The sequence below is a fragment of the Paenibacillus sp. FSL P4-0176 genome (genome assembly GCF_037975265.1).
Lineage (GTDB): Bacteria > Bacillota > Bacilli > Paenibacillales > Paenibacillaceae > Paenibacillus > Paenibacillus amylolyticus.
Genome location: NZ_CP150242.1, coordinates 4,041,666 through 4,064,654 on the forward strand (window position 1 = coordinate 4,041,666; position 22,989 = coordinate 4,064,654).

At 44.8% G+C, this 22,989-nt stretch carries 21 protein-coding genes and 1 riboswitch; of the genes, 6 read left to right on the forward strand and 15 right to left on the reverse strand.

The annotated features are described in order from the left end of the window. The first annotated feature begins 1 nt into the window (after window position 1). A complete protein-coding gene (gene xerS / locus MKY95_RS18190) occupies window positions 2-1,108 on the forward strand; it encodes a tyrosine recombinase XerS (RefSeq protein ID WP_339193698.1) in 1,107 nt (368 codons plus the stop codon). A 243-nt stretch (window positions 1,109-1,351) separates the two neighbouring features. Here the strand turns inward: xerS and mobB are convergent, their stop codons facing one another. After that, the gene (gene mobB / locus MKY95_RS18195) at window positions 1,352-1,882 is read right to left on the reverse strand and encodes a molybdopterin-guanine dinucleotide biosynthesis protein B (protein ID WP_339193700.1); all 531 of its coding nucleotides are present in this window, start codon (window positions 1,880-1,882) and stop codon (window positions 1,352-1,354) included. A 16-nt stretch (window positions 1,883-1,898) separates the two neighbouring features. Then, a complete protein-coding gene (gene glp / locus MKY95_RS18200) occupies window positions 1,899-3,188 on the reverse strand; it encodes a gephyrin-like molybdotransferase Glp (RefSeq protein ID WP_339200004.1) in 1,290 nt (429 codons plus the stop codon). A 200-nt stretch (window positions 3,189-3,388) separates the two neighbouring features. Between glp and MKY95_RS18205 the strand changes: the two genes are divergently transcribed. Continuing rightward, window positions 3,389-3,679 carry an HNH endonuclease gene (locus MKY95_RS18205; RefSeq protein ID WP_143780984.1) on the forward strand — a complete coding sequence of 97 codons (291 nt, stop codon included), beginning with the start codon at window positions 3,389-3,391 and terminating at the stop codon, window positions 3,677-3,679. Window positions 3,680-3,791: 112 nt separating this feature from the next. Here the strand turns inward: MKY95_RS18205 and MKY95_RS18210 are convergent, their stop codons facing one another. From MKY95_RS18210 to MKY95_RS18230, 5 genes are all read right to left on the reverse strand, one after another. Then, window positions 3,792-4,532: a DUF4247 domain-containing protein gene (locus MKY95_RS18210; RefSeq protein ID WP_017688102.1), complete on the reverse strand. Its 741-nt coding sequence runs from the start codon at window positions 4,530-4,532 to the stop codon at window positions 3,792-3,794. A gap of 12 nt (window positions 4,533-4,544) precedes the next feature. Continuing rightward, window positions 4,545-5,051: a DUF4178 domain-containing protein gene (locus MKY95_RS18215; RefSeq protein WP_339193701.1), complete on the reverse strand. Its 507-nt coding sequence runs from the start codon at window positions 5,049-5,051 to the stop codon at window positions 4,545-4,547. A 23-nt stretch (window positions 5,052-5,074) separates the two neighbouring features. Further along, window positions 5,075-5,476, reverse strand: a complete 402-nt coding sequence (locus MKY95_RS18220; RefSeq protein ID WP_036613690.1) for a DUF350 domain-containing protein — start codon at window positions 5,474-5,476, stop codon at window positions 5,075-5,077. 95 nt (window positions 5,477-5,571) lie between these two features. Beyond that, window positions 5,572-6,243, reverse strand: a complete 672-nt coding sequence (locus MKY95_RS18225; RefSeq protein WP_339193702.1) for a PspA/IM30 family protein — start codon at window positions 6,241-6,243, stop codon at window positions 5,572-5,574. Between the two features lie 129 nt (window positions 6,244-6,372). Then, the gene (locus MKY95_RS18230) at window positions 6,373-6,696 is read right to left on the reverse strand and encodes a hypothetical protein (RefSeq protein ID WP_339193703.1); all 324 of its coding nucleotides are present in this window, start codon (window positions 6,694-6,696) and stop codon (window positions 6,373-6,375) included. Window positions 6,697-6,849: 153 nt separating this feature from the next. Between MKY95_RS18230 and MKY95_RS18235 the strand changes: the two genes are divergently transcribed. Next, on the forward strand, window positions 6,850-7,641 hold the full coding sequence (locus MKY95_RS18235) for a polysaccharide deacetylase family protein (RefSeq protein WP_076250626.1): 792 nt from the start codon (window positions 6,850-6,852) through the stop codon (window positions 7,639-7,641). Between the two features lie 108 nt (window positions 7,642-7,749). On the opposite strand, the gene MKY95_RS18240 is transcribed toward MKY95_RS18235, so the two are convergent. The 3 genes from MKY95_RS18240 to MKY95_RS18250 form a co-directional block, all read right to left on the reverse strand. Next, window positions 7,750-8,424 (reverse strand): 3D domain-containing protein, encoded by a 675-nt coding sequence (locus MKY95_RS18240; protein WP_339193704.1) that lies wholly within the window; start codon window positions 8,422-8,424, stop codon window positions 7,750-7,752. A gap of 2 nt (window positions 8,425-8,426) precedes the next feature. Continuing rightward, window positions 8,427-8,621, reverse strand: a riboswitch (cyclic di-AMP (ydaO/yuaA leader). Between the two features lie 217 nt (window positions 8,622-8,838). Next, a complete protein-coding gene (locus tag MKY95_RS18245; RefSeq protein ID WP_036613682.1) occupies window positions 8,839-9,561 on the reverse strand; it encodes an amino acid ABC transporter ATP-binding protein in 723 nt (240 codons plus the stop codon). Next, window positions 9,548-11,011 (reverse strand): ABC transporter permease subunit, encoded by a 1,464-nt coding sequence (locus tag MKY95_RS18250; RefSeq protein WP_339193705.1) that lies wholly within the window; start codon window positions 11,009-11,011, stop codon window positions 9,548-9,550. Before MKY95_RS18250 ends, MKY95_RS18245 begins: the two co-directional genes overlap by 14 nt. A gap of 183 nt (window positions 11,012-11,194) precedes the next feature. On the opposite strand from MKY95_RS18250, the gene MKY95_RS18255 reads away from it, so the two are divergent. Both MKY95_RS18255 and MKY95_RS18260 read left to right on the forward strand, forming a co-directional pair. Continuing rightward, window positions 11,195-12,370: a M20 family metallopeptidase gene (locus tag MKY95_RS18255; protein WP_047843367.1), complete on the forward strand. Its 1,176-nt coding sequence runs from the start codon at window positions 11,195-11,197 to the stop codon at window positions 12,368-12,370. 310 nt (window positions 12,371-12,680) lie between these two features. Further along, complete coding sequence (locus MKY95_RS18260) at window positions 12,681-14,447, forward strand: alpha-glycosidase (RefSeq protein WP_339193707.1); 1,767 nt, start codon at window positions 12,681-12,683, stop codon at window positions 14,445-14,447. Between the two features lie 142 nt (window positions 14,448-14,589). On the opposite strand, the gene glgA is transcribed toward MKY95_RS18260, so the two are convergent. Both glgA and glgB read right to left on the reverse strand, forming a co-directional pair. After that, the gene (gene glgA, locus MKY95_RS18265; RefSeq protein ID WP_036673819.1) at window positions 14,590-16,032 is read right to left on the reverse strand and encodes a glycogen synthase GlgA; all 1,443 of its coding nucleotides are present in this window, start codon (window positions 16,030-16,032) and stop codon (window positions 14,590-14,592) included. Continuing rightward, a complete protein-coding gene (gene glgB, locus MKY95_RS18270) occupies window positions 16,029-18,035 on the reverse strand; it encodes a 1,4-alpha-glucan branching protein GlgB (protein WP_051449962.1) in 2,007 nt (668 codons plus the stop codon). Before glgB ends, glgA begins: the two co-directional genes overlap by 4 nt. Before the next feature lie 193 nt (window positions 18,036-18,228). On the opposite strand from glgB, the gene MKY95_RS18275 reads away from it, so the two are divergent. Then, complete coding sequence (locus tag MKY95_RS18275; protein WP_036613675.1) at window positions 18,229-19,455, forward strand: glucose-1-phosphate adenylyltransferase; 1,227 nt, start codon at window positions 18,229-18,231, stop codon at window positions 19,453-19,455. A 115-nt stretch (window positions 19,456-19,570) separates the two neighbouring features. Here MKY95_RS18275 and MKY95_RS18280 read toward each other — a convergent pair whose 3' ends face one another. From MKY95_RS18280 to MKY95_RS18290, 3 genes are read right to left on the reverse strand one after another with little or no spacing between them, the layout of a single operon-like run. Continuing rightward, window positions 19,571-21,079 carry a HAMP domain-containing sensor histidine kinase gene (locus tag MKY95_RS18280; protein WP_036673821.1) on the reverse strand — a complete coding sequence of 503 codons (1,509 nt, stop codon included), beginning with the start codon at window positions 21,077-21,079 and terminating at the stop codon, window positions 19,571-19,573. Then, complete coding sequence (locus MKY95_RS18285; protein WP_017688086.1) at window positions 21,076-21,774, reverse strand: response regulator transcription factor; 699 nt, start codon at window positions 21,772-21,774, stop codon at window positions 21,076-21,078. The genes MKY95_RS18280 and MKY95_RS18285 overlap by 4 nt, the downstream gene beginning before the upstream one ends. Further along, window positions 21,767-22,981 carry a hypothetical protein gene (locus MKY95_RS18290; protein ID WP_143780983.1) on the reverse strand — a complete coding sequence of 405 codons (1,215 nt, stop codon included), beginning with the start codon at window positions 22,979-22,981 and terminating at the stop codon, window positions 21,767-21,769. Before MKY95_RS18290 ends, MKY95_RS18285 begins: the two co-directional genes overlap by 8 nt. Between the last annotated feature and the right edge of the window lie 8 nt (window positions 22,982-22,989).

Consider the following 22,989-nt stretch of genomic DNA (forward strand, 5'->3'; position numbering starts at 1 on the left):
CATGGAGGTGTCGAACTTGACCAACGTGCAAAAAGAGATTGATCGACGCAAGCTGGATGACAAACTACCTTCCATGCCTTGGTTCGTTCAGCAATTCATGGACTACAAACTGCCTGACCTGTCCCCCTCTACCCTGCTCGAATATCTGAGAGATTACGAAGCTTTCTTCGGATGGTTGCGAGCAGAGGGGCTATCCGAGGCAAGCTCTAATAAAGAAGTTACCTTGACTGAACTGGAAGTCCTTCGCATGGATTCGGTTACCGCCTATCGGTTATTTCTTACAACCAAACGGGAAGGAACCAATTCCAGAATTACCGTATCTCGCAAACTCTCTTCCCTTCGCTCCCTTTTTCATTACCTGAGCCAAATTGCGGAAGATGAAGACTTTTATCCTTTGCTGAAGCGGAACATTATGGCCAAAATCGAGATCAAGCGTACCCATAAACCCAAGGACACCGCTGCCAAACTCAAAGGTAAAATCCTGGAGGAAGAGGAACTGCTGGAATTTATTGGCTATATCCTTGAAGGTTACGCTGTGGATATGGAGAAGAACAAGCAGGCCCTGTACTCCCATGAAATCAACAAAGAACGGGACGCCTGTATTGCCAGCCTGATTCTGAATTCCGGCTTACGAGTGTCGGAAGTTGTGAACCTGAACGTCGATGACCTTGATCTGAACAACAAACTCCTGTATGTCTATCGCAAAGGTAACAATGATGAGACGTACAAAACACCCGTTTATTTCAGGGAACAGGCCAAGGACGAACTCGCAATTTATATGAACCTGCGGCAATCACGTTACCGCACGCCCAAGCGGGAGAAAGGTCTGTTCATTGCTTTGCGTAACGGAGATTCCGAAGGCAGTCGAATGACCAAAAGAGCGATTCAGGCCATGATTATGAAATACGCCAAACGTTTTGGCAAACCCTACTTGACCGTGCACAAATTACGCCATTCATTCGCAACCGACTATTATTTGCAAAATGATATTTACAAAACGAAGGAGCAGCTTGGACACGCTTCTACGGAAACGACCGAGATCTATGCTCACCTTACCGACAAAACGATGTCCGAAGCCATCGAACGTCGTACTGATGACGGGATGTAACATCCCGAACAGAATAAAAGCAGCAAGCCACATCAAGGATTTCGATCCGAGAAAGGTCTGCTGCTTTTTTGTTTCTTTTGCATCATTCAAGGAGAAGAGCATAATCAGAAATGATTATAGTTTACATAATAAATATTACGTTATATTTAAAAAAGAATCAATCACGCTCTCTGTACATTCAATCATATCCAGCGATCATAGTATCCTACTTTTTTAACGTTTCTACGATTAGACTTCACCATTCTACCTACACTCGCTCTCAACCATCGCTAACAACGCTTTGGCTATATCCTCCGTTTCATGAACCGAGTACCATGCTATCTCTCTGCTTACGGTGCTCTGCTCAATAAACTGCTCTGAAGGTAACCACGAGATCATACCCACTACCCCTTTAAGCTGATCAACCAAGGTCAGATCTTTCTCTTCTCGAACCATCACAAATTTGGGATAAGAAGCATCCTTGAATCCTTCAACAACAATCCAATCATAACCGGACAGATGAATTAACATATCCTCCAGCTTGGTTACCTGTCGCTCCATAATCGCAGTACGTTTCTCTGACATAACAACCACCGCCGAGGCCCCAGCTTCTCCAAATCGATACGAATCCGTTCCTTCTTGATCCATCTCAAAATGGTCATGTCCATCATGCTTAATTGCCGCTACTTTAAGTCCCATAGAAGAAAAGTGCCCAATCAGCGCGGCTGTCAGGGTTGTCTTGCCCGTGTTTTTGTATCCAACAATCTGTATGATATGTGGCTTTGTATCACTCATTGTAGTCATCCACCAACTATCTCACATGACCTGAGGGCAATTTGAGAATGCGTACCTGCTCACCCGCAGGAATACCTTTTTTCTCAGGAGGAATAACAATCAGGCAATCACTGTCCTTAATGGTGATCATCACGCTGGATTCATCTACACTTGCGGCAGCCGGTATTGCGTACACCATGCCGTTGCGGATCTGCGTGCGTCCACGGACGAACCGTGTAAAATTGTTTACTTTGGTGTACTCTTCTTCCAAGATCGCAGTCCATTCTTCCATATAAGGATGAGCATCCGCCTGCATGGAACGTATGGTTGGACGAACAAACAAACCAAAACCTACAAAACAAGCCCCCGGGTTACCCGAAAGTGCAAACAGCAATTTATCTTTATATACAGCAGTTGTGGTCACACTACCTGGTCGCATCGTCACTTTGTTAAACAACATCTCCACATGTTCTTCCAGCACAAGTTCACCCATAATATCATAATCCCCGACGGATACTCCGCCTGTGGTCACCACGATATCATTATCTTGAATGGCTTCTTCCAGTTTGGCCCTTGCCGTATTCACATCGTCTGCAATAGAACCGTACATCACAGGCTCTCCACCTGCCTCAACAACCAGAGAGCGCAGCATGTAACTGTTGCTGTTCCGAATCCGACCTGGTTGTAATGGCTCATCTACATCAAGCAATTCCGTGCCGGTTGCAAATATCGCCACCTTTGGACGTTGAAATACAGGAACTTCTGCTATGCCAAAAGTAGCTAACACGGACTGCTCTCCTGCCCTGATGATCGTTCCTGCTTCGAGCAGTTGCTGTCCCTCTTGGACTTCCAGTCCGATTGGGGTGATATTAGCACCCGACAATATGTGCCGTTTCAATGCAATCCACTGTTCTCCATTCTCTACCTTGCTCTCGGTCATCTCCATCATAACTACCGCATCCGCACCTTCCGGAACCTGTGCACCCGTCATGATGCGAGCCGTCGTACCTGAAACAATGGTGTGATCCGAGGTGTAGCCGCAAGGAATTTCATCAATGACTCGAAACCAAACTTGATGATCACTCGATGCATCTATGGTATCTGTACTGATAATCGCGAATCCATCCATACCCGATCTCCGGAAGAATGGATACGGATGGGGTGCCTGAATCGTCTCTGCAAGTGTGCGGCCATGAGCAGATTCAAGGTGAACTTTCTCTATGGAGCCTACAGTAACTCTTGCAGCTATTTTGGCCTGGGCATCCGGTACCTGTACAGCTGTACGATTGAATTTGGCAGTTGTCATATCATGTGAATGTGAGTTCATTTTCAAAAGTATTCTTACCTCCTAAAGACTATCATCCTTTAAGAAAGTGTAGCCCGAATACTGTAAGATAACAAGTACATCACTTATTGAATTCTGTGACAAAATCTTATTTCTTACAGGTGTAACATTCCTTGACCTATGTTCAACATGAAAGGCATCTTGTCTGCCCATAATATAAGTGACAAAGGGAGGCGATGATCATGAGTAATCGATGTGAATTATGCGGAAGAGAACCTGTGAATACGACCGTTCATCATCTGACACCCAAAGAAATGGGCGGAACATTTTTGCCAACGGCCAACCTGTGTATCCCCTGTCACAAACAGATTCATTCGCTATACACCAATCGCGACATTGTAACCCTTGGTCTCACGGATCTGCAATCCTTGAGACAGGATGAACGAATGATTCCATTTATCCGCTGGATTCGCAAGCAGCCTGCTACAACGATTCCCCGCGTACACAAGTCCAATCATGTTCGCAAATCGTAAACCAAAAAGAACAGTTCCAAGGTCATATGCTGGCGAGGTGAATCCGCCTTCCCTTGTCACTGTTCTTAAATGAACTATGCGATTGGCAGCCATCCTTATGATTAGATGTTTATTATCTTCGCCTCTTAATTCGGCCGCCGCCCACTCTGGTTTTTGGTTTTTTATAGGATTTCTTAGGTGAATCAAACAACCCGCCACTGCTCTTGTTGCGATCAATGGTTCCCTTGCTCTGATCCTTGTTGCGGTTGAATAATCCTCCGCCAGATCCCACGCTTGAATCTTTATCGCTTCCGCGCCTTGTAATCGTACCTTTCCGATCAACAGTAATAGGTGGAGCAAGCTTCTTGTCATTACTTGTTGGTGCACGATAAGATCCTGCACTCGGTTTATACGTATCTTTATTGGTATATCCTCTATAGTTGCCATAACCTCGCCCGCCAAAAGAATCGAACAGATTACCAATTAATGTAGCGGTGAGGTAACCTTGTAAAAAAGATGAATCGTAGTTCTGCCGAACATATTCCTTGGAGTCCACCTCAACCAAGGTATCCTCGGGCTTGTTCGGATCTTGTTGCAGGTGATAATACTCGTCCTGATACACGAGGAACATACGCTCTGTGTTCTCTGCCGAGATCTGATCCGGTTGCCGCTGGTCAGACAATTCCTGAGCCACTTCCGGAACGGTACGGTCCGAAGCCCGGTACACATAGGACGTTGAGTTACCACTGCCGTTAACCGATTCAAGCGGATAGGTGTCCTGAACAGAAGGTGCTGCTCCGCACGCGGACAACAGAGACATCACAAGGCTGAGGACCAGCATTAATTTTAATCCATGTGCCAAGCGTTTTTTCATTGGGAACCTCTCCTAGCTCGAACGAATCACTTTGATATCCGCAGGAAGAATGGACTCACCCTCATACAGTGTAAATCTTCTGTCTTGCCACTCCACCCGAAGAAGCATATTATCATCCGACTGATACTGCCATATCAATTGTTCTCCAGCCTGGCCATATGGAGTTCTACCTGCCGTTGATACCATGCCTCCATACTCTTCCTCCAGATGAAATGCGCGTCCATCCAGGTCCAGCAATGTGGGAACCTCATCAGGTGCATCAAGCCTGCCATCAATTGGTGTATATAGAGCGTAACGTGTGAGTTCCCGTTCTTCGATATGCAAATATCGAAATGCGGTACCATCCTGCAGCGTGAGCACAACTGCATTTCTAGCGCGATTTTGTACCCGACCAACGACTTCATAAGTGACCAGAGAAACCTCACAGATATCACCAGGTGCAAGCTGAAGCATCGTTTTCTCTGCCTGCGGTGGTTCAGGTTTTGTTAGTATTCCTTTAATTCGTTTCCATACACTCATGAGAATTACTCCTGTTCCTTATCTTATAAACAAGCTGCAATAATCAGTGCGCCCACGATATGTAAAGCGCCAGAGAACAACCCGTATCCTGTCTTCCCTTGCTGAATTCCCGTATCCAGATCCAGATTGGCCCACTTGCGAATCATAAAGTGTACAACACTCTCCAAAATCAACAAAATGATAAAGGATACAACGGAGACCAGCAGTGCTTCTCCCAGGTGACCCGCCGTAGAAATGGACGTAGCGAGTACATATCCTTGTGCAAATAATTTCATAACCATACGTGTAGTAACGGCCATATTGCCAGCCTTAACTTCAGCAAAATCCTTATATTTCGTGAACAGTGAATCAACATACATCAGGACAAACAGCAAAACCGAACCAGATCCGGTCCAGACCAGCATCGCCAAAATGTTCAAATCCATTTACATAGCCCCCACATATCAACATGAACCGCATTTAAAAGCGAAGGAGAAATACTCTTCTCCTCCGCTGGTTAACCCTGCTGACAACCAAGGTATTAGTTCTTATTATCGTACTGTTTCATCAATGCTGCGAGTTCGTCTTCAACAGCCTGATCTTTACCCAACTTCTCGAACTCATCATCCAAAGATTTTCCTTTGGAAGACATTTCGTTACTTGCTTCGGCCTGTGCTTCCATCTGCATCATTTTCTCTTCCATACGCTTCATACCAGCACTTGCAGTATCAGAGCCAAACCCATTCAACGCTTTGTTGATTTCCGTTTGGGCTTTCGCTGCATTGTAACGGGCTACCAGTGTTTCGCGTTTGTTCTTCATTTGAGTCAGTTGCTTACGCATCTCGTCGAGCTTGCCACGCAGGTTATCTGCAGAAGCCTTGTTTTGGTCATAGCTGGTTTTGTACTCAGCCATCTTCTCTTCAGCAGCCTTTTTCTCTTCCAGAGCACGTCGAGCCAAATCCAGATTCTGAGCACGTGCCGCCGTATGCGCCTGCTCTTCACGTTTCTTCACAAGAGCTTCCTGCTCTTCGAATAACTGCTTGAATTTCTTCTCAATGGCGATCTGTTGAGCTACTGCTTTCTCCGCATCTTCCAGATCCTCTTGCATGTCACGGATATATTGGTCCGTCATCTTGATTGGATCTTCCGCCTTGTCAATAATGGCGTTGATGTTAGACATAGTTAGATCACGCAAACGTTTGAAAATGGACATTATGTTATTCCTCCTAGTCGATATTACATCGTATATAAACATACATACGTAACAATCTACAACTCGTTTCAATTTTAGCAAATAAAATCAAAACATTCGATGGCTCTTATGTTAGGAAGATCGTTTATCTTAGTTCAGATGATCCTCCATCAACCTCTCTGCAGTCTGCACGATTTCGTCGATCTGCATCCGCGTGATGGAATCAAAATGGATACCCATGATCACCGTAACGGTTACTTTCAGCTGCAAGGCAGCCTTTCGGGCAAGCCGCTCACACAGCTCTTGTTCTTTATGCCCAGGAATATGTACTGTCGTCCCGCTTACGCGCTCATGATCCACATAGAACGTGGCTACGGCGCCAATGTGCGCCTTTCCTCCGGTAACGAGAAAAACCTTATCCTCTCCTGCTTCAATCACCTGTAAACGTATGGATTTCAAATCATATGTACTCATACCCATCCACCTATCCTTTTCTATATGTTATATATGGAGGAATTATGGCTGTCATGAGCTAAATCGGCAATGAAACTTCTCACACTGCGCATATTTTATGGAACCCCCGGGCATACCAAGGAGAACGTCATTTTGGAAAAGGAGGCCGTTATTATGCGCGTACGCCTCATTATGCTAATGGTTATCGTTATTTTTCTCGGAGGATATCATGCTCCAGTTTCATCGCGGGATGTTTCAAGCCCGCCAAGTGAATCAGTATCAGGTTCGGATTCTGCGGAAGAAGAACAACTGACATTGGGACAATTACGTCAAAAATATGCCGATACGTTCAAAACCAATGGTCCTTCAACCAAGAAGGTTGCACTGACTTTTGATGATGTACCTGATCCACGATTTACTCCACAAGTACTGGATGTATTGAAGAAATACAATGTCAGAGCTACATTCTTCATCGTGGGTAGTCGTGCTGAAAAACATCCGGATCTAGTGAAACGCATCGTTAAGGAAGGGCATATGGTTGGTAATCACAGCTACAATCATCCTGAATTCAGTAAGCTGTCGATGAATGCCTTTCGCAAACAAATTTTACATACCGGGGATATTATTCGACGTTTGGCGGGTTATACGCCCAAGATGATTCGGCCACCTTATGGAGACATTAATGAAGAACAGCTGAGATGGGCGGCCAAACAACACTATAGCATTGTGAACTGGAACGTAGACTCCCTGGACTGGAAAGGCCTTTCAAAGGAACAGGTGAAAGATAACATCCTGTCTGCTGTGAAACCTGGCTCCATCGTTCTGCAACATGCTGGAGGCGGTGTAGGATCAAACCTGAACGGCACGATTGAGGCTTTGCCTGAAATCATTGAGGAACTACGTAATCGGGGATATGAACTGGTCACCTTGGACGAAATGTTGGGATTGCCAAAGGCCAAAGATTAAGATGACCGTGATAACAAATAATGAGAATATTAAAAGGGTGCTGTTCAATCGCAAATTTAGCGACTGGCAGACACCCTGTTTGAATTCATTTTAAATGTTATTTTCTCTCTACTTCAGAATGTACAGCTCGATATCCTGAAAACCAAATGAGCTTACAGACTGTTTGCTACCCGGGATAAAGATATCAATCCGGTGACCCTTGATTGCACCGCCCACATCACGTGCTGTGGCTACAAAAGCTTGTTTTGGCAATCCTGGATGGCTGTGACCAGTTACCAGTACTTTAGTTCCAAGTGGAATCACACTTGGATCAACTGCAATCGTACCCAGTTCAAGGTCATTCCCGAAATAATCGACTGCACCCCAGCCTCCATTTTCAGACGGATCTGCAGAGTATGCCGTTGCTTTTACGTTCACAGCTTTGCTGTAATCGAATGTTTTACCCCAGGCTTGAACCACTTTGTTATCTGCGTTAACGTCCAAGCTCGCTGTAGTAACAGTCTTCGCTTGGGTCTTGCTTTCCGTTGCCGCAGCGGCTGCAACATTGTTTGCCTTACCGGGAATCGTAATTTTCAAACCACCATAAATGTTGTAAGCCGAAATGTCGTTGTTTGCTTTAACCAACGTGTTGAGTGCTACTCCATATTGTTTTGATAAGGTGTAGAAGGTATCCCCTTCTTTGGCCACATGAACTGAATCGGCGTGAGCCGGAACGGCTTGAATGAGCATTGCTGTTGTCATTAATGCTACTGCTGTTTTGGCTATACGTTTCTTGTTAATCATGGTCTTCCTCCCTCATTGTGCCTGCGAAGTTAGTTGTCGGATTCGGATGAGGAGCCCACCCTATAGGTTCTTCGTTACATTTGAAACGTTATGTACCCAATTCACCCCAAGCAGTGTGCTGTAGATCTTCCCCCTGCACAATCTGCATCGTTACATCCCCCGCACTCCCTGTCCGGAAGTTTCGGCAGAGTTCAATATATCACAATTTTGTAACTGAACTTGTAGTAATTCTTACCAAATGGTTTTTAGCATGTAAGCATTTGTAAGAATACTGGTTAATTCAGAAAATTTGGTTGACCCGATTCCTTTACATTTGGTAACAGAATAGTTACTTTTCCGAATCCATACGTCATTATTATCCATAAAAAATAGCGTTACCGACTCGAAGTCAGTAACGCTATTTGATCACATCGTTTAGAGTACTTTCGCAAGAAAATCACGTGTACGTGAATTTTTGGGTGCTCCAAACACCTCATCAGGTGTTCCCTCTTCCACAATGACCCCACCATCCATGAACAGGATTCGGTCTCCCACTTCACGTGCAAAACCCATCTCATGTGTTACGATGACCATCGTCATCCCGCCTTCTGCAAGACGTTTCATGACATCCAGCACTTCGCCGACCATCTCAGGGTCCAGTGCAGACGTAGGCTCGTCAAACAGCATCACATGCGGCTGCATGGCCAATGCTCTAGCAATGGCGATCCGCTGCTTCTGTCCACCAGACAGCTGATTCGGGAATGTGTCTTTTTTATCGTACAAGCCCACGGTGTTAAGCAGATCAGCGGCGATTTTCTCCGCTTCCTGAGTGGATTGTTTCTTCACTTTAATTGGAGCAATCGTAATGTTTTGCTCTACCGTTTTGTGTGGGAACAGGTTGAAGTGCTGGAACACCATGCCCATTTTCTCACGAGTTGCGTTAATGTTATGCTTGGGGTCCGTGATTGACACGCCTTCAAAATCAATCTCTCCTGAGGTAGGCTGTTCCAGCAGATTCAAACAACGCAAGAAAGTACTTTTACCTGAACCGGAAGGACCGATGACCACGACAACCTCACCTTTGCCAATCGTCACGTTTATGCCCTTAAGCACATCGTTATTTCCATAAGATTTGTGTAATTGTCTAACGTCTATCACTTGCACTCAACTTCCTTTCCAGTCGTCCCAGCAGCTTGGACAAAATGAACGTCATTACAAAGTAGATGGCTGCTGCAATCAAAAATGGACTCAAGCCTTGGTACGTAATGTTCTTGACTACACTTGCCTGATACATAATATCCACCATACCGATAACGGAGATAATAGAGGATTCTTTAATGATAGTTATGAATTCATTACCGATCGCTGGTAATACAGCTTTGAAGGCTTGTGGCAATATGATATAACGCATCGCGGCGCCTCTTCCCATACCTAATGAACGCGCTGCCTCCAACTGACCACGATCCACACCTTGGATACCTGCACGGAAAATCTCCGCCAGATACGCACCACTATTAATGGAAAGCGTGATAATACCTGCCTGAAGGGCAGTGAAGTTAATGCCAAAGCTCAGGGAAAAACCATAGTAAATAATCATCAATTGTACCAGCATCGGTGTGCCACGGATCACTTCAACGTAAGCCGTACCGATCCAGCGCAAGATTGCAGCGTCATGCAAACGGAACAAACAGATGATCAATCCAATAATTACCCCGAAGATAACCCCAAGTGCAGACAACAGAAGTGTGTATCCTACACCTGTAGCATAGAAACTTTTGTACTCCCAGAATACTTGGAAAATATTTTGTGATTTGTTCGCTTTATCCGCCATCAAGAGGCTGGCGTCCGTCACCATCTGATTGATTTTATCTTCGCTTTTCAGTCGCTCCAGTGTTCCATTTACTGCAGCTAGCAGCTCGGTATTTCCTTTACGAATCCCGATTGCCGCTTCTGCTTGCTCTTCGTCCGGAACAGCAGCAGCAAGTCCAATGATATCGTCCAGATAACCTACAGCAACGGTATCTTCAACGATTGCCGCGTCAATGCGTTTTGTTTGCAGTTGAAGCACGATATCCGAGATTTTATCCAGCGCAGTAAGCTTCGCTCCTGGAATACTCTGTCCGATCGTTTCCTGAATGGAGCCTTTCTGAACGCCAATCTTCGCATTTTCAAGTTCTGCCATGGTTGGATATTTGTCTTTATCCACATTGCGAACCATAATCACTTGTTTTGATTTATAATAGGTGTCGGAAAAATCGATACTTTTCTTCCGCTCATCCGTCGGCGTCATACCTGAAATCACCAGATCAACACGCCCGCTCTGCAATGAAGGCAGAAGACCGTCGAAGCCCATATCCTCAATCACAAGCTCAGCGCCAAGATCTTTGGCAATCTCTTTGGCGATCTCAATATCGAAGCCGACGATTTCATCTTTGCCATTAATCACTTTATGGAATTCATATGGTGCAAAATCGGCACTTGTACCGAGCACCAGCTTTTTACTGCTTGAATTATCTGTATTTCCACTTGCAAGTGCCACAGGAACGGCAGTCGTCAGCAGAATAACAAAGGTCAACAGCATCATGGTGTAACGACTTATTAATTTCAACCTTTTTCTCTCCCCTTACAATACTTTGTATGCTTCTCATGTTGATGACTGAGTCATTATAAAGTACAATGCATGATTATGCAATGCATTTTGACAATACAAATCTTGACTTGTTTCTGAAAAAATAAAGCAAACATGATATAATCAATGAATTATTTTCATTTTTGCATAAGGAGTTTACTAATGACAGCTAACAAATCACAAATTCTGACGGTTATTGATCAATATGCTTCCCGTTTTAAAGCCATTTCATCATATATCGGTGCCAACCCCGAACTGGGAAATGAAGAGTATCTCGCTTCTGCCCGTTTGAAAGAAGAACTGCTCTTCCACGGTTTCACTGTAGAGGCTCCAATCCTCGGTCTGGAGACAGCTTTTATCGGAACCTATTCAGCCGCCAAACCCGGCCCTACCATTGCTTTATTGTGCGAATATGACGCCTTGCCGGAGATCGGTCACGCTTGTGGTCACCATCTGATCTGTATGATGAGTCTTGGGGCCGCTGTTGGGCTGAAATCCATTCTGGATGAAGTAGGTGGAACCATTAAAGTGTTTGGTACCCCCGCTGAAGAGACACGTGGTGCCAAAGTTCCGATGGCTGAAGCAGGTTTGTTCGATGACTGTGACGTCGCTCTCATGGCGCATCCATATTATGCCTACGAAAAGTCAGGCAGCTCGCTGGCTATTGATGCTGTGCAATTTGAGTTCCATGGCCGATCTTCACATGCTGCTGCAAGTCCGCACGAAGGCATTAATGCTCTTGATGCCGTCATTCAAACGTTTAACGGAATCAATGCATTCCGGCAACAAGTGAAAAGCACCGTTCGGATTCATGGTGTGATCAACAACGGAGGTCAGGCAGCAAATATCATTCCTGACTATGCTTCTGCCCAATTTTATGTACGGGCAGCAACCCGTAAAGAACTGAATATCCTCACAGAACGTGTGATTCAGATCGCTGAAGGTTCTGCTCTCCAGACAGGATGCAAGCTGGTGACATCCAACTATGAAACGTCCTATGACGAGATGGTTACCAATGAAGCATTCTCAGCTGCGTTTAGTCAAAATCTGATGGAACTTGGGATCCCGCAAGAAGAGATTGTGAGTGGTAATGATCACGGCTCTATGGACATCGGTAATGTTTCCCTGAAATGTCCTGCAATTCATCCCTACATTCGTGTTGTAGACGAGGTGCATACACTGCACTCCATAGCCTTCCGTGACCTTGCACTTCAGGAGCGTGCGCTGGATGGCATGATTCTGGGAGCCAAGGCACTTGCAACAACAGCCTATGACGTACTGAGCCAGCCAGAGCTGCTTCAAACCATCCGCACGGAGTTCGAGCAAGCTATTCGCTAAAATTCACTTTCAACATGTTATATAGGGGTGCCCTGAACAATCTTGAATTCCAAGCTGTTCAGGGCACCCTTTTTTCTAAATTAGCTGTAAGTATATTCAGCACAAAGCTGGAAATGCTGTGAAAGGAACCTTTGAAAACGATGAAAATAATACATTTTATTACAGTAAATGTGATTCGTTTGCTGGCTAACTTGGTTAATTATAACTATAAGTGCGTGTTCTAAAGACCGGTTTTCAGTACCGAGAAGATGGGATGAAGCGGGCTTTTGAACAACCTCTATAACTTATCCTATATTCAGGAGGTGCTGTCATGCTGCTCGAAGCCATGTATCATGTTCCTCGTGACAAATGGGCTTATGCTTATAATTCGTCTACCATACATCTGCGCGTACGAACCAAACGTAATGATGTGCAATACGTGACTGCACTGACCGGAGATAAGTACGATTGGAATGGAACATACAAGGAAATTCAATTGGAGAAGGCTGCTTCGGATAACATGTTTGATTATTGGGAGGCGGCCGTCAAGCCACAATTCAAACGTCTCACTTATATATTTCGGATAACTGCCGGTTCAGAAGATGTTTTTCTTGCGGATAACGGAATTCATTATGAGACCCCCTATCCAACTGGAGGATATTATGAGTTCTCGTATATACATGAAATTGATGTGTTTAAGGTGCCCGAGTGGGCCAAAGAAGCTGTCTTTTATCAGATCATGACGGAACGGTTTGCTAATGGAGATCCCAAGCTGAATCCAAAAGAAACGCATGACTGGGGTGGCAAACCTGAGTTGGACAATTATTTTGGTGGAGATCTGCAAGGTGTGCTGGATCATCTGTATGACTTAACTGAACTTGGCGTGAACGCCATTTACTTTACCCCGTTATTCCAGGCCAATTCCTACCACAAATACGACACGATTGATTATAAAAAAGTCGACCCTCATTTCGGTGATAATGCCCTGCTCAAACAATTGACAGAAGAATGTCATCGCCTGGGCATACGTGTCATGCTTGACGCGGTGTTTAACCATTGCAGCGAAGACTTCCCTCCTTTTCAAGACGTTCTCCAGAATGGAAAAAACTCTAAGTATGCCGATTGGTTCCACATCAATGAATATCCGGTTCAGATCAAGGATGGTATACCAACCTACGATACATTTGGGTTCTATGGCAACATGCCCAAGTTCAATACAGCCAACCCTGAGGTTAAGGCATATCTACTTGATGTAGCTGAGTACTGGATCAAAGAAATTAAGCTGGATGGGTGGCGTCTGGATGTAGCAAATGAGGTGGACAACCACTTCTGGCGTGATTTTCGCAAGGTCGTTAAGGCAGCGAACCCTGAAGCCTATATTGTTGGTGAAGTATGGAGCGACTCCTTGACCTGGCTTATGGGAGATCAATTCGATTCCGTCATGAATTATCCATTTGCCGACAAAGTGCTTCAGTTCTTCTGTGGTTCAATGGACGGTTATAACTTTGCCAACGAGATGGGTTCACTGATTATGCGCTATCCGCAACAAACCAACGAAGTGATCTTTAATATGCTGTGCAGCCACGATACCCCACGACTGCTCAGCCGGTTAGGAGAAGACAAACGCCGTTTAAAGTTGTCGGTTGTATTTCTTTTCACCTATATCGGTACACCTTGTATCTTCTACGGCGACGAAGTTGGGATTAGTGGTGATGCTGACCCGGATTGTCGAAAATGTATGGAATGGGACCCGGACAAGCAAGACAGAGAATTGTATGATTTCTATCGTCTGATGATCGATCTACGCAAAAGCAATGAAGCCCTGCGCAAAGGACGCTTCCGATTCCTCAAGGCGGATCACAATGATCCCTGTATCGTGTACGAGCGTGTGGATGACAACCTTCACTTTACCGTATGGATGAACAATACACCTCAAGATCGAACGCTTTCTCATCCCATGGAAACAAAAGACTGGAAAGATGCATTAACTGAAGAGCCTGTGTTTCCAGCCGATGGAATGATGAACATTAAGCTTGACCCCTATGGGTATCGCATTTTGTACAGACAGCTTGATCCGGCAACTATCCAACACAACTGAGGTTTAAATTCTAAACAGTCATATAAAAGAAAAGAAAAACACTTCCACCGTCTCAGATGATACTTCATTCTGAACTTTGGAAGTGTTTTTTTGGATGAGAAAAAGCCACAGCATCATGTGCTGTGACTCATTCAAGACTACATCAATTTACAGGGTCAAGTGTGATCCGACGATAAATATCCATATATTCTTCAGCTGAGACATTCCAGCTGTATTCTCCGCCCATTGCATTTTTCACAATTTTCTTCCAGTGTTCTGGCTGTTTGTAGATCTCCTCAGCACGCCGAATGGTACTCATCATGTCATGAGCGTTAAAGCTTGTGAATGAGAAACCATTCCCTTCTCCAGTAAACTCATTGTATGCCTGCACAGTGTCGTTCAGACCGCCTGTTTCCCTTACGAGAGGCACACTACCATATCGCAGAGCCAGCAGCTGACTAATACCACATGGTTCGAACCTTGATGGCATCAGGAAGATATCACTGCCTGCATAGAAACGGCGGGATAACCCATCGTTAAACGTGATCTGGGCAGACATTTTGAGCGGATAACGATTAGCGGCTTCACGGAACCAGTGTTCATACATAGGCTCTCCTGTTCCCAGTACCGCGAATTGAATGTCATCATAGTACAGCAATTCATCCAGGATACGGCACACAAGATCAAGCCCCTTAGAGTCCACGAGCCTTGTCACCATCACCATGAGTGGTACATCAGGACGAACAGGAAGTCCAAGTTCCTTTTGCAGCTCAATTTTGTTCTCCGTTTTCTTGGACAGACTTGTTCTGTATTTCACTGGAATTTTGGTGTCCGTTGCCGGGTTGTAACTCTTGGTATCAATCCCGTTTACAATCCCGCTGAAACGATCTCCAAGTGAACTGAGCAGTCCGTCCAGGCCATATCCATAATAAGACGTTTGCACTTCCTGTGCGTAAGTTGGACTAACGGTTGTTACATGGTCAGCGTAGACAATTCCAGCCTTCAGGAAGTTGACATTACCGTAATACTCGGCTCCATCCACGGTGAAATATCGATCGTCCAGCTCAAGGATATCACTGAATAACTGATGCGGGAATACCCCTTGATACAACAAGTTATGTATGGTGAATACCGTACGAATATCACTGTAGAATGGATCGTGTCTGTAGTGTGCTTCAAGCACCAAAGGAATCATTCCTGCATGCCAGTCATGACTGTGCAGCACGTCAGGCTTGAACTCAATCTGTGGCAACACTTCGAGAACTGCACGGTTGAAGAAGGCGAAACGCTCGCCATCATCCATATAACCGTACACTCCATCACGCCCAAAATAATACTCATTATCCACAAAATAGACTGGAATCCCATCATGAACCAGCATTTCTATTCCACAATAGGGCCTGCGCCAGCCAAGAGGCACATCGGTTGTAATTACGGGCTGTAACGCGTCTTTATACTCATCGGGAATCCCCTTGTACTTAGGCATAATCACCCGCACATCTGCCCCGCTCTTCTTCAAAGCAAACGGGAGAGCACCGATTACGTCAGCAAGGCCTCCTGTTTTGATAAATGGATGTACTTCAGCAGCAGCAAATAGAATATTCATGCCTTTGTCCTCCTCTTCGGTTTGAGCGTGTTGCTTTCATTTTTATTCTTCGTTTTTGAACTGACGGAAGTTATACTCGCAGGTGATTCATCCGTTTTCCGACGTGTGTTCTTTTTTAGAATCACGATGCTAAGCGGAGGTAATACCAATTCGAGACTATGCGGATGCCCATGAAAAGGAATCTTTTCGGTAGGCAGTTGCATATCATTAGTAATGCCTGAACCGCCGTAAACGGAATGGTCACTGTTCAGAACTTCGGTATACATACCGGGACGCATGACACCAATCCGGTAACGCTCCCGCTTGACCGGCTGAAAGTTAATGAGCACAAGGAGTGTATCCGCAGGTTTTTTTCCTTTGCGTACGTATGAAATGACACTCTGGTCCTGATCATCCGGAGTGATCCATTCATAACCGTCTAGGGAATGATCAAGCTCCCACAAAGCTTTTTCACTCAAGTACAGGTTAGACAGCTCACGCTCAAACTTATGCAAATTGCGGTGACTGTCATAATCCAGTAAGAACCAATCCAGTTGATCCTCATCTTTCCATTCAATGAACTGGCCAAAGTCTCCACCCATAAACAACAGCTTTTTCCCTGGGAAAGTCATAAAATAGCCCAGAAAAGCACGCATGCCGGCAAATTTCTGCTCATAAGTTCCTGGCATCTTGTCGAGGAGCGACTTTTTGCCATGAACAACCTCGTCATGTGACAGAGGTAGCACATAATTTTCAGCAAAGGAGTATACGACCGGGAAAGTCAGCAAATGATGTTTGGAAGGACGCTCATGAAAATCAGATTCCATGTAATCAAGCGTATCGTTCATCCAGCCCATGTTCCATTTGTAGTTGAAACCCAGACCACCTTCATCTACAGGTAAAGTCACCATTGGCCATGCACTGGATTCTTCAGCCATCATCAATGCATAAGGGAAATACTTGAACACCGTCTCATTCAGTTGCTGCAAAAAGGCTACAGCTTCCTTGTTCTCAAGACCACCTTCATCATTGGTACGATATTGTCCTGGCTGCTTCTCAAAATCAAGCCGTAGCATACTCGTAACCGCATCAACACGGAGTCCGTCAAAATGATACATCTCCATCCAATATAATGCATTGGAGATCAGAAATGAACGAATCTCAGGTTTCGAGTAGTCAAAGCTAAGTGTGCCCCAGCCCGGCTTCTCTGCTAACATCGGATCTGCATACTCATACAAAGGCGTACCATCAAACATACGCAACCCATGAGCGTCTTTGGCAAAATGTGCAGGTACCCAATCCAGCAATACGCCAATCCCTGCCTGATGTAGTGTATCCACTAGATACATCAGATCTTTTGGATGCCCATAACGACTGGTTGGCGCATAAAACCCTGTGTTTTGGTAGCCCCACGAAAGGTCATATGGATGCTCACTAAGGGGCATCATTTCAACATGTGTATATTTCATTTCTAATAAGTAAGGAACAAGCAAATCAGCCATCTCGCGATAACTATAGAGGCTTCCGTCTTCTTTGCGCTTCCAGGTTCCCATGTGCATTTCGTAAATATGTAGAGGTTTGTTATACATGGCACGTTGTTTGCGTCTCCAGGGTCCATCATTCCATTTGTACCCTTCGATTGAACTGGTGACAGAGGCTGTCTGAGGTCGAACCTCTGCTTGAAACGCATATGGGTCCGCTTTGAGCAATTCTGTTCCATCTTCCGTTAATATACGGAACTTGTATAAAGTTCCTTCGCTAATTTCCGGGAAAAAACGACTCCAAAATCCTGATTCGGGTATCTTATATAAAGGTTCCTTTTCGCCTTTCCATTCATTGCGGTCCATAGCCAGTCCTACTTCTACGGCGTTTGGTGCCCACACGGTAAAGCGATACCCCTGAAGGCCATCGCAAGTCTCAGGTTGCGCGCCCAACATTCGATAACTGTGATGAAGGTTACCTTCATGAAATAAATAAATATGCTCCGGCAATATGTCCGGGTGTGCTAACGGTTGAATGGCCAAGAGATCACCTTCTTCTCAAGAAAATAGATATAACAGTAACCATTACCCCAGTCTAGCCAAGTTGAAAAGAAAAATGCGGTGAATTAGAAAATGTTGTACATTTTCAGAATTTTTACAGTAACAATCGTTTCATCTGCTCTACTTTGCGTTAATGATGTACTACAATGCACAATATTTTGGGAGGGAAACGATTATGTTTAATAAAGATTGCATCGCTATGCTGTTGGCGGGAGGAGAAGGGAAGCGATTAGCCCCTTTAACCTCGAGTATCGCAAAACCCGCTGTACCGTTTGGCGGGCACTACCGGATCATCGATTTTCCTCTCAGTAACTGCGTAAACTCAGGGATCGATACTGTAGGAGTATTGACGCAGTACCAAGCGGAATCTTTACACGATCACATCGGTGGAGGAGAACCATGGGGACATGGCAACTCAAGTGAGGCAGGAATATCCTTGCTTCCATCTTATCATACAGGAAATGACGAATACTTGGGAACGGCGGATGCTATTTATAAAAATATCGACTATATTGATCAACAAAACCCCGAAAATGTTCTAATTTTGTCGGGTGACCATATTTATCATATGAATTATCGCGATATGTTGGAGGCTCATCAAGCCAATAATGCCGCTGCAACGATTTCAGTTATGGAAGTGCCATGGGATGAAGCACATCGCTTTGGGATTATGGCTGCCGATGCTGATTTGCGTGTAACCGAGTTTGCCGAGAAACCGGCTGAACCAAAAAGTAATCTGGCTTCAATGGGCATTTACATGTTCAAATGGGATTATCTGAAACGCCATCTGTTGGAAGATGCCGCTAATCCTGAATCCAGCCATGACTTCGGTAAAGATGTGATTCCTCAAATGTTGAACGAAAATAATCCCCTCTTTGTCTATAACTTTAATGGTTATTGGAAAGACGTAGGTACGGTTAAGAGCCTTTGGGATGCACATATGGATCTGTTACACAACGAGGAAGACTGGAGTCTGCAAAAAGAAAACTGGCCGATGTTTACTCGCGACTGGCGCTCCAAACCAAGTGCTTACAAAGCAAGACATACAAAGATCGAACATGTTACTTCCATGATTCACGACTCTTGTGCAATCGAAGGTCGTTCAGAACGTTCCGTCATCTTCTGCGGTGCAGAAGTGGGTAAAGGCTCTGAGGTTAAAGACAGTGTTGTTATGCCTAACGCACGCATAGGCCGTGGGGTTCACATCGAACGTGCCATCATCGGTGAAGGTGCAATAATCAAGGACGGTGCAATCGTTAAAGGTACAGCAGATGAAATTGTGGTCGTTGGACCTAACGAGATCGTCTCTGCCAAACCGGCTGTCCGTACGCAACCTGTTCGTATGTTGAAAGAAGTATATGAAAAAAGTGGGCGCCTACGCGCTGGTGAACTTTCTTCATAAGAATATGCAAAAAAGGTGAGCCTTGGATGGCTCACCTTTTTTTTGTGTTGATATGGAAGTTATAAAGCGTACATGCTCGATCATCAGGTAGAAAAATCGCTTATCTTTTAAGACCTTAAGACTTTTCTAGATCTGATTTTGTATCGCTTGCATCACTAGCTGTTCGCTCATCTGTGACTTCAGCATCACCAGACGCGGTTACAGATTCTTCTGGACCCATCTCCTCAGCCACAGCCGGTAACGTAACCGTAACGGTTGTCCCAGATCCGAGTTCACTTTGCATCGTGATCGTTCCCTCATGCAGTTCTACCAGTTCTTGCGTAATCGCAAGACCCAGTCCCGTTCCCCCATTTTGATGATTCACTTGGAAGAAACGGTCCCGTACTTTAATTAAATGTTCTTCACTAATTCCGATACCGGTGTCCTGAACAGCTGCAATGATCTGACCATTCTCCTCTTTGACCGACAAGAAGATCCAGGAATTCTCATGTGAAAATTTGATCGCATTATCCACAACATTCAGGAAGACTTGTTTCAGTCTGTTACCGTCTCCATGGACATTATAAGCACGAGTCTCGTCCGTTTCCAACTTGAGATGGACCTGTTTTTGTTCCGCTTTGGCCCAGACATTCAACATCGTTTCCTGTACAATTTCACGAATGTTGACGGTTCCTTTGACCAGCTTCATCTGATTCTGCTGCAATTTGGAGAAATCCAGCATCTCTTCAACAAGTCCAATCAGTCGTTCGGTTTCCTTGGAGATAATACCCATACCGATACGGGTTTCTTCCGGATCATAACCGCCTGAATCCAGTGTCTCGCTCCAGCCTTTGATACTGGTCAGAGGTGTTCTTAATTCATGTGAGATCGAAGAGATAAAATCATCTTTGATCTGATTACTGCGCACGATTTCATGTGCCATGAAGTTAAGTGTTGATGCCAATTCGCCCAGTTCGTGCTTATAATTCCCCTTAACCCTGACATCCAGCCGTCCTCTAGCCATTTGGGCAGATACTGCGGTGATGTTGTTAATTGGACGTACAATGGAATTTGCCATACCAATACTGATGATCAACACTATAGCAAGCACTCCAACACCAACGGCAGCTGCGAGTAGTCCCATATTCAACAGCTTTGAATTCACATCTTCAAGTGATGTCAGATATCGAATAACATAAGTATTTTCGCCGCCCAGATCAAACTTGTGTGAAACGGCCATGACAGATTCTCCAGTACCCGGTTGTCTTCCAATCCAGCGTCCCATATCCCCATTCAGAGCCTGCATAATATCACTGGTTTGCAGCACAGCACGGTCAGATTCAAAAGCAGTAGAACTCGCCAATACGCGCCCGTTCAGATCCAAAATTTCCAATTCAGTATTGGACAATGCCAAGTTCACAAGGAGTCTAGACAGATTATTGCCATCCTCCGTAGTATTCTCACGAGCGATCGGCTCGAAAAAGTCCTTTGAATTAGAAATGTGGGTACTAATCGTATTGTAGATACTCTCATAATAATACCTTTGAACTGCCAACATAAATACGAATTCGACCAACAGCAGAGCGAGAAAAACTACAAAGAAATAATGTAGTACGATCTGCCGAGTAATGCCTTTTTTAATCATTGCTCCCGGCCCTTCCATTTGTACCCGTGACCCCATACAGTCTGCAGGTATTCGGGCTCGGAAGGATTGTTCTCAATTTTTTGACGCAAACGACGAATGTTGACATCCACAATTTTGGGATCACCCATGTACTCTTTTCCCCATACGTGATCTAACAATACATCGCGGCTGAGCGGTGTATTTTCTTTTTCCAGGAAAAACTGAATCAAGGAAAACTCCGTTGGAGTCAACTCAATGGCTTCATTCTGTTTTTTGAATTGCTTCGAGATCAGGTCCAGTGAAAATGGCCCGGACTGGAACGTAACCTTTGCCGCAGTTTCCCGATGCACATTCACGCGGCGTAACAATGACTGAATACGTGCAATCAACTCTGTTGGGCTGAAAGGCTTGCTGACGTGATCATCTGCACCAACGGAGAGTGCGTACACTTTATCCTGTTCCTGAACTTTGGCGGTCAGAAAGATGATGCCCAGACGTTCATTGGTTTCACGGATCCGTCGACACACCTCAAATCCATCAATACCTGGTACCATGACATCCAGCAGAGCCAGATCAATATCCGGTACTGTCTGCAGTATGCGAAGCGCTTCATGACCGTCACCCGCTTCAAGCACTTCGAATCCGTTTCTCTTTAAATTAATCACTATAAAACTGCGGATGGATTCTTCATCCTCAAGAATAAGTACTTTACTCATTAAGTTCTCCCTTTCTATTCAGCTGAGAAGTATTGCTCAGTGCATCTTTACCCGCCTCTGATTGTGCTACCCGTGAAGCAATAACCCGATCTTTGGTACGCGTAATTTCCTTCCAGCTTTTACCCTTCTCCTGTTCCCACTTGGAAAGGGTGAAATATTTGATCTCTGCTACGGTTTCGTCCGTATCAATCATTTTAAATCGAATATATTTTTCCTTCTCCGATTTGGTATCAATAGTGATCTTACCGTACCACTCTGGCTTGAGATTTAGATGGAATAAATCAGCATCATCTCGGAATTGGAATGAGACAAATTTTTTGCTATCTTTGCCATCCCACTGATAATAGGTGTAAAACCACAACCGAGAGTCAAATACGTAATGCTCCCAACCTTTTGGAGTCTCTTTGAGCCCAAACTCAATAATACCATCATTATCAACATCACCGCTTAAAATTTTGTCATCTCTATACGTTTGATCCGGTGATTTGAAAGCATTGACTAACTTGTTATCTTTAACATACATAATTTGCGAGAAGGAACTCCGATCATCCAGCTCGGCATCCAGTACAATGCCCATCTGTCCTTTGGCAATCTCTCCGCCCAGAGCATTATAAACTTCTTTAACGGTATAATCGGTCTGCACCCGATCAACTTCCTTGAAGCTGCCATCTTCGTACTGGTATAACGCAATCGTTGCAAAACCGCTGTTGTTCAGCGAAATGATAACAAAATCACTTTTACCATCTCCGCTCAAATCCAGCGTGTTCCCCTGCGCATCATCAATGATATATTGATTATACGGAACTCCACCCAAGACCTGCTCCAGTGCCCCGCCCTTGTAGGAATATGCAGTCAGGGCTTTCTGCTCCTGCAGGCTTACACCAAGAATAATATCCGGATTTCCGTCATTCGTAATATCCAATACTTTAAAGGATTGCAACTCATTTCCCGGCACATCAAATGTAAGTTTTTTAACCCATGTGCCTCCCTGCTCTTCCAAAATCATGCCATGGATTCGCACATTCTCATTTGGTGTCTCATAAAAAACAATCGCTTCCCGAGTTCCATCCCCGTTCAGGTCTTCCACCCGAATCATACTGGTATTATTCATATCCTTGGGACGGATCAATGTGCTCTCTGGCGGCAGTTTAACCTGAACCACGTTGTACAGTTTCTCCTTATCGGTGGACATCATTGGTTTTCTCATCAAACCCT